6 protein-coding genes are annotated in these 5,777 nt (G+C 57.6%); 2 read left to right on the top strand and 4 right to left on the bottom strand.

The features are described from left to right. The 3 genes from FT726_RS25805 to puuD form a co-directional block, all read right to left on the bottom strand. Positions 1-726 (bottom strand): FAD-binding oxidoreductase (locus tag FT726_RS25805; protein WP_346303694.1); only part of this gene is annotated, 726 nt, incomplete at its 3' end. A gap of 24 nt (positions 727-750) precedes the next feature. Next, positions 751-1,308: an HTH-type transcriptional regulator PuuR gene (puuR, locus tag FT726_RS25810; protein ID WP_031280073.1), complete on the bottom strand. Its 558-nt coding sequence runs from the start codon at positions 1,306-1,308 to the stop codon at positions 751-753. Then, the gene (puuD, locus tag FT726_RS25815; protein ID WP_288421912.1) at positions 1,305-2,069 is read right to left on the bottom strand and encodes a gamma-glutamyl-gamma-aminobutyrate hydrolase; all 765 of its coding nucleotides are present in this window, start codon (positions 2,067-2,069) and stop codon (positions 1,305-1,307) included. The genes puuR and puuD overlap by 4 nt, the downstream gene beginning before the upstream one ends. A 211-nt stretch (positions 2,070-2,280) precedes the next feature. Here puuD and FT726_RS25820 point away from each other — a divergent pair, with 211 nt between their 5' ends. Both FT726_RS25820 and FT726_RS25825 read left to right on the top strand, forming a co-directional pair. Beyond that, the gene (locus tag FT726_RS25820) at positions 2,281-3,696 is read left to right on the top strand and encodes a glutamine synthetase family protein (protein WP_021509364.1); all 1,416 of its coding nucleotides are present in this window, start codon (positions 2,281-2,283) and stop codon (positions 3,694-3,696) included. 366 nt (positions 3,697-4,062) lie between these two features. Continuing rightward, positions 4,063-5,421, top strand: coding sequence for an APC family permease (locus FT726_RS25825; protein WP_346303693.1), 1,359 nt, complete (start codon positions 4,063-4,065; stop codon positions 5,419-5,421). 284 nt (positions 5,422-5,705) lie between these two features. On the opposite strand, the gene FT726_RS25830 is transcribed toward FT726_RS25825, so the two are convergent. Next, a partial coding sequence (locus tag FT726_RS25830; RefSeq protein WP_225614602.1) for a hypothetical protein occupies positions 5,706-5,777 on the bottom strand: 72 nt, incomplete at its 5' end.

Consider the following 5,777-nt stretch of genomic DNA (forward strand, 5'->3'; position numbering starts at 1 on the left):
TTCCAGCTGTGACGGCAGATAGGCGTTGCCGGCAAAAAGCACAAAGGTGGCGCTGACTTCACCCTGCGCGGTTTTGACCCGGTTGGGTGCGCCGTAGGTCACTGCCAGCGCCGCCGACTGCTCATAAATACGGCCGCCGTGCCGGCGAATTGCCTCGGCTTCACCTAACGCCAGATTGAGCGGATGCAGATGACCGCCGCGCCGGTCCAGCAGACCGCCGACGTAACGGTCGGTGGCCACTTCACGGCGGATACCGCGCTCGTCCAGCAGCTCCAGATCGCTGTTGCCGTAACGCGCCCAGCTGGCCTGCTGGCTGCGCAGATGCCCCATCTGGCGCTGATTGAGGGCTGCAAAAATGCCGCCGGGACGATAGTCGCAGGCGATGGCGTAACGATCGATGCGGTCGCGGATAATCTCCGCCCCTTCGAACATCATGCTGCCCAGCATCTGCGCAGTCTGTTTGCCGTAGCGCTGCTCAATCACATCGACATCGCGACTGTAGGAATTCACCACCTGGCCGCCGTTGCGGCCGCTGGCGCCAAAGCCGACGCGGGCCGCTTCCAGCACCACCACATCGTAACCGGCTTCGGTGAGAAACAGCGCGGAAGAGAGCCCGGTAAACCCGCCGCCGATGATGCAGACGTCACACTGAATGCTCTCCTGCAGCTGCGGCCACGGCGCGTGCGCGTTGGCGGTCGCGGCGTAATAACTTTGCACGTGGTGCATCATAACCTCCTGTAGCGCGTGAACTCAGAAATTGGCGGGCGTATGCGCGCTGACAATGCGACACGGCTGATCTGACGTATTGGTAAAACTGTGCGGCAAACCGGTGTCAATCACGTAGCTTTCGCCGCGGTTAAGGTGATAACTCTGACCGTTCACCACCAGGGTGATTTCCCCTTCCAGCACCGTGCCGGTCTCTTCCCCCGGATGGCGCAGCTTTTCACCGGTGCTGGCCCCCGGCTCGTAGCGCTCCAGCAGCATCGCCAGCGCGCGCTTCGCCGCACCGTTATCAATCAGCTGTAAAGAAACACCGAGGCTGCCGATCTCAACGCAATCATCCGGCCGTACGATGATGCGCGGCGTGGCATTCACTTTCGGCTCCGAGAAAAACTCCGACAGCGACAGCCCATACACTTTGAGTAGCTTTTGTAACGTGCTGACTGCCGGGCTGACTTTATCCTGCTCAATGGTACTGATGGCGCTGTGTGTTAAACCTGACAACTCAGCGACGCGACGCTGAGACAATCCCAACTCCTGCCGGATTTGCGATAAGCGTCGTCCGGGCGCCAGAGTGGCATCATTCATGGCTGCTTTTCCTTGTGATAACGTGCTGCGGCGTGGATAAAGGCCTCGAATAAACGGCGCGAGACCGGATCGCGATCGGATTGCCACTCCGGATGCCATTGCACCGCCAGCGCAAACGGATGCTGGCGCAGGCTGACGGCTTCGATCAGGCCATCCGGCGCGCGGGCTTCAATGCGTAACTGCGGGCCAGGCTCGCGGATGCCCTGGCCGTGCAGCGAATTGACCGCAAACGCGGCAGCGCTGCTCAGCAGCTGGCTCAGCAGGCCGTCGGGTTCGGGCTGCACCAGATGTGCCGGCGCGTACTGCTGTTCCAGCGGCTGGCTGTCATCTTCGCGGTGCTCCTGAAACAGGTGCGTCTGATGCAGCTGGCGATGCAGCGCGCCGCCGTTGGCGACCACCAGCTCCTGCAAACCGCGGCAGATGCCCAGCATCGGCATTTTTTTCCCGCTGGCGTGGGTGATAAGCGCAAAGGACAAGCGGTCACGCGACGGATCGGCATGCGCCTCATGACCCTCTTCACCGTAATGCCAGGGTTCAATATTGCTTGGACTGCCGGTGAGCAAAATGCCGTCCAGCAGCGTCATACTGTTTTCTAATAGCTGCGGCGCGTGCATCAGCTGATGCGGCAAAGGCAGCGGCACGCCACCGGCCAGCACCACGGCGTCGAGGTATTTGTTATGCACGGTCTGCCCAAGGTGGTTACCGATGGGGTTCTGGCACATCACTACGCCAATCAAAGGCTTGTCAAAAATAATGCCCATTACGTCTCCACGCTGCTGTTCAATATTTTCGCCGGTTTTGCGCGCTAAGTAGAAAAAGTGTGCAATATATTGTCAATCTAGCAACCGTCTGGTTGTTCTTCAAACAGAATTGTTACATTTGCACACCATTTGCGTTAGAGCTATGTTAGAGGTGTGGCTGTTATTTTGAGCATGTGCAAACCATCTTAAACGGTATAGGGCGGGTGGGAAGATGACGAACCTCGTGGAAGTAGAAGACTTCACGCGACACAGTGAAGAAAAACGAACCAGCGCGTTCCAGCTGGAGGTGAAAACCTGGCTGGAACGCCATCCGGAAACGCAGTATGTCGATATTCTGTTAAACGATCTCAACGGGGTATTTCGCGGTAAACGCATTCCCGTCTCCGCGTTAGCTAAGCTGGAAAAAGGGTGTTACTTTCCGGCCTCGGTTTTCGCCATGGACATTCTCGGTAATACCGTCGAGGAGGCCGGCCTCGGACAGGCGCTCGGCGAACCTGATAACCTCTGCATACCGGTCCCCGGGACCTTAATTCCTTCCGCCTCTGACCCGCAACGCATCGCCCAGTTGCTGCTGACTATGTGCGACCAAGATGGCACTCCCTTTGACGTTGAACCCCGAAACGTGCTGAACCGGCTGTGGCAACAGCTGCGCAATCGCGGTCTGTTTCCGGTGGTAGCGGTAGAGCTGGAGTTCTATCTGGTGGACAAAAAGCGCGATGCCGAAGGCTATATTCAGCCGCCGTGTGCGCCAGGCAGCGAAGAGCGCAACATGCAGAGTCAGGTGTATTCGCTGGATAATCTCGACCATTTCGCCGATGTACTGCGCGATATCGACGCGCTGGCGAAACTGCAGAATATCCCCGCCGACGGCGCGCTGGCGGAAGCCTCGCCGGGCCAGTTCGAAATCAACCTGCACCATACGCGCGATATCCTCAAAGCCTGTGACGACGCCATTCTGCTGAAGCGTCTGGTGCGCCAGGTGGCAGAAAACCACGGCATGACCGCCACCTTTATGGCCAAGCCGTATGAGGAGTATGCGGGCAGCGGCATGCACGTACACATCAGTATGCTGGATGCCGCCGACCACAACGCCTTTGCGCTGGATGATGGCAGCGATTCGCCGCTGCTGAAGCGCGCCCTGGCTGGCATGATCGATCTGATGCCGGCATCAATGGCGCTGCTGGCACCTAACGTCAACGCGTTTCGCCGCTTCCTGCCGGAGGCGTTTGTGCCGCTGCAGGCGTCATGGGGACACAATAACCGCACGGTGGCGCTGCGCATTCCCTGCGGCGATGTAGAAAACCATCGCGTCGAGTACCGTGTGGCGGGCGCCGATGCCAATCCGTATCTGGTGGTGTCAGCAATTATTGCCGGTATCTTGCACGGTCTGGATAATCAGCTACCCTTACCGCATCCGGTAAAGGGCAATGGTCACGAGGCGGAAGGGCTGGAACTGCCGATTCGCCAGAGCGATGCGCTGTACGAGTTTGAAAACAGCTATCCGCTGCAAAAGCTGCTCGGCGAGCGTTTCAGCGGCGTGTGGCACAGCTGCAAACAGTATGAGCTGCGCGAGTTTGAACGGCTGATCACCGCCACGGAAATTGACTGGATGTTAAAGAACGCCTGACCGACAGAAGAATTGATCCAACATCTTGTGTCGATGGCCTAAGTTGGGGCAAAATACGCGCCCTGCAAAAGACAAAACATAACCGACGCTTATTACGTCGGTTATTTTTTTGCATGGTGCTTTCACTACATGAACGAGGCCGGACACGCATCCGGATAGATAGACACTGAAACACGCTTGTGCGTGAGATTTGAGGAACAAAGATGGGACTGTTTACAATTGCACCAGCGCAGGCTGGTTCTCGCTTCCGTGATGATTATGGCGCGGCGACAATCGCAAACACTAATATCACTTCTCACTGCAGCACATTGCGCAGTATCCCTGTGGTACAACTGAACTCAGTTGTTGCTGTAGGGGGCCTGAACAATGTCGCTTAATACCTCTGCCGCACCACAGCGTGCACATCTGAAAAAATCTCTGACTCTGATCCCGGTCGTCATGATGGGCCTGGCGTATATGCAGCCAATGACCCTGTTTGATACCTTCGGCATCGTGTCAGGCCTCACCGACGGTCACGTCGCCACCGCTTATGCTTTCGCGCTGATCGCGATACTGTTTACTGCCGTGAGCTACGGCAAGCTGGTACGCCGCTTCCCATCTGCGGGCTCCGCTTACACCTATGCTCAGAAGGCTATCAGTCCGCACGTCGGCTTTATGGTGGGCTGGTCATCACTGCTGGACTATCTGTTCCTGCCGATGATCAACATCCTGCTGGCGAAAAGCTACTTTGAGTCGCTGGTGCCGGGCATTCCGTCGTGGATTTTCGTGGTGCTGCTGGTGGCGTTTATGACCATCTCCAACCTGCGTGGGATCAAAACCGTGGCCAACTTCAACAGCGTCATTGTGGTGCTGCAGGTAGTGGTGATGGCGGTGATCACCGGTATGGTGGTGTATGGTGTGGCACACGGTATTGGCGCTGGTACGCTGACCAGTACTAAGCCGTTCTGGTCTGAAAATGCGCAGGTGGTGCCGATGATTACCGGTGCGACCATTCTGTGCTTCTCGTTCCTTGGCTTTGACGGTATCAGCTCGCTGTCGGAAGAGACCAAAGATGCCGAGCGCACCATTCCACGCGCGATTTTCCTGACCGCGCTGATTGGTGGGGTGATCTTTATTGGCGTCTCGTACTTCCTGCAGCTATATTTCCCGGATATCTCGCGTTTCCAGAATCCGGACTCTTCACAGCCGGAAATCATGCTGTTCGTGGCGGGTAAAGCGCTGCAGATCGGCATTCTGATTTTCTCGGTGGTGACGGTGCTGGCCAGCGGCATGGCGGCACACGCCGGCGTTTCGCGTCTGATGTACGTGATGGGCCGTGACGGTGTGTTCCCGCAGCGTTTCTTTGGCTTCGTGCATCCGAAATTCCGCACGCCGTCGCTGAACGTGCTGCTGGTTGGTGCGGTAGCGCTGCTGGCGATCAACTTCGACCTGGTCACCGCAACGGCGCTGATTAACTTCGGTGCGCTGGTGGCGTTCACCTTTGTGAACCTGTCGGTGATTGCCCAGTTCTGGATTCGTGAGAAGCGTAACAAGACGCTGAAAGACCACCTCAACTATCTGGTGCTGCCCATCATGGGTGCGCTGACGGTGGGTGCGCTGTGGATCAACCTGGAAGAGACCTCAATGGTGCTCGGCCTGGTGTGGGCGGCGATTGGTATTGTTTACCTGGCGTTTGTGACCCGCACGTTCCGCAATCCGGTACCGCAGTTTAGCGAAGAGGTGTAAGGCTTTTCCCTCACCCTAACCCTCTCCCGCCCGCGGGAGAGGGAACCGCCCGAGCGTGTGTCAGGTATCAGCCCAGTAGCTGCACCAAAACGCACTATACCGCTCCCTCTCCCCGTGGGAGAGGGCCGGGGTGAGGGCACCAGAACGCACTATACCGCTCCCTCTCCCCGTGGGAGAGGGCCGGGGTGAGGGCACCAAAACGCACTATACTTCTCCCTCTCCCCGTGGGAGTGTACAGTCCGGGGACATGGCAGACAGGTGTTCGGGGACATAGTGAACACTTTTTAACATCCTTTACCCATGGTGATCGACTTTTTCTTCAGGTCGATCACCCCCACTTTTGTGCTGTACCACCA

Source organism: Pantoea sp. Morm (assembly GCF_016643525.1).
Classification (GTDB): domain Bacteria; phylum Pseudomonadota; class Gammaproteobacteria; order Enterobacterales; family Enterobacteriaceae; genus Pantoea; species Pantoea dispersa.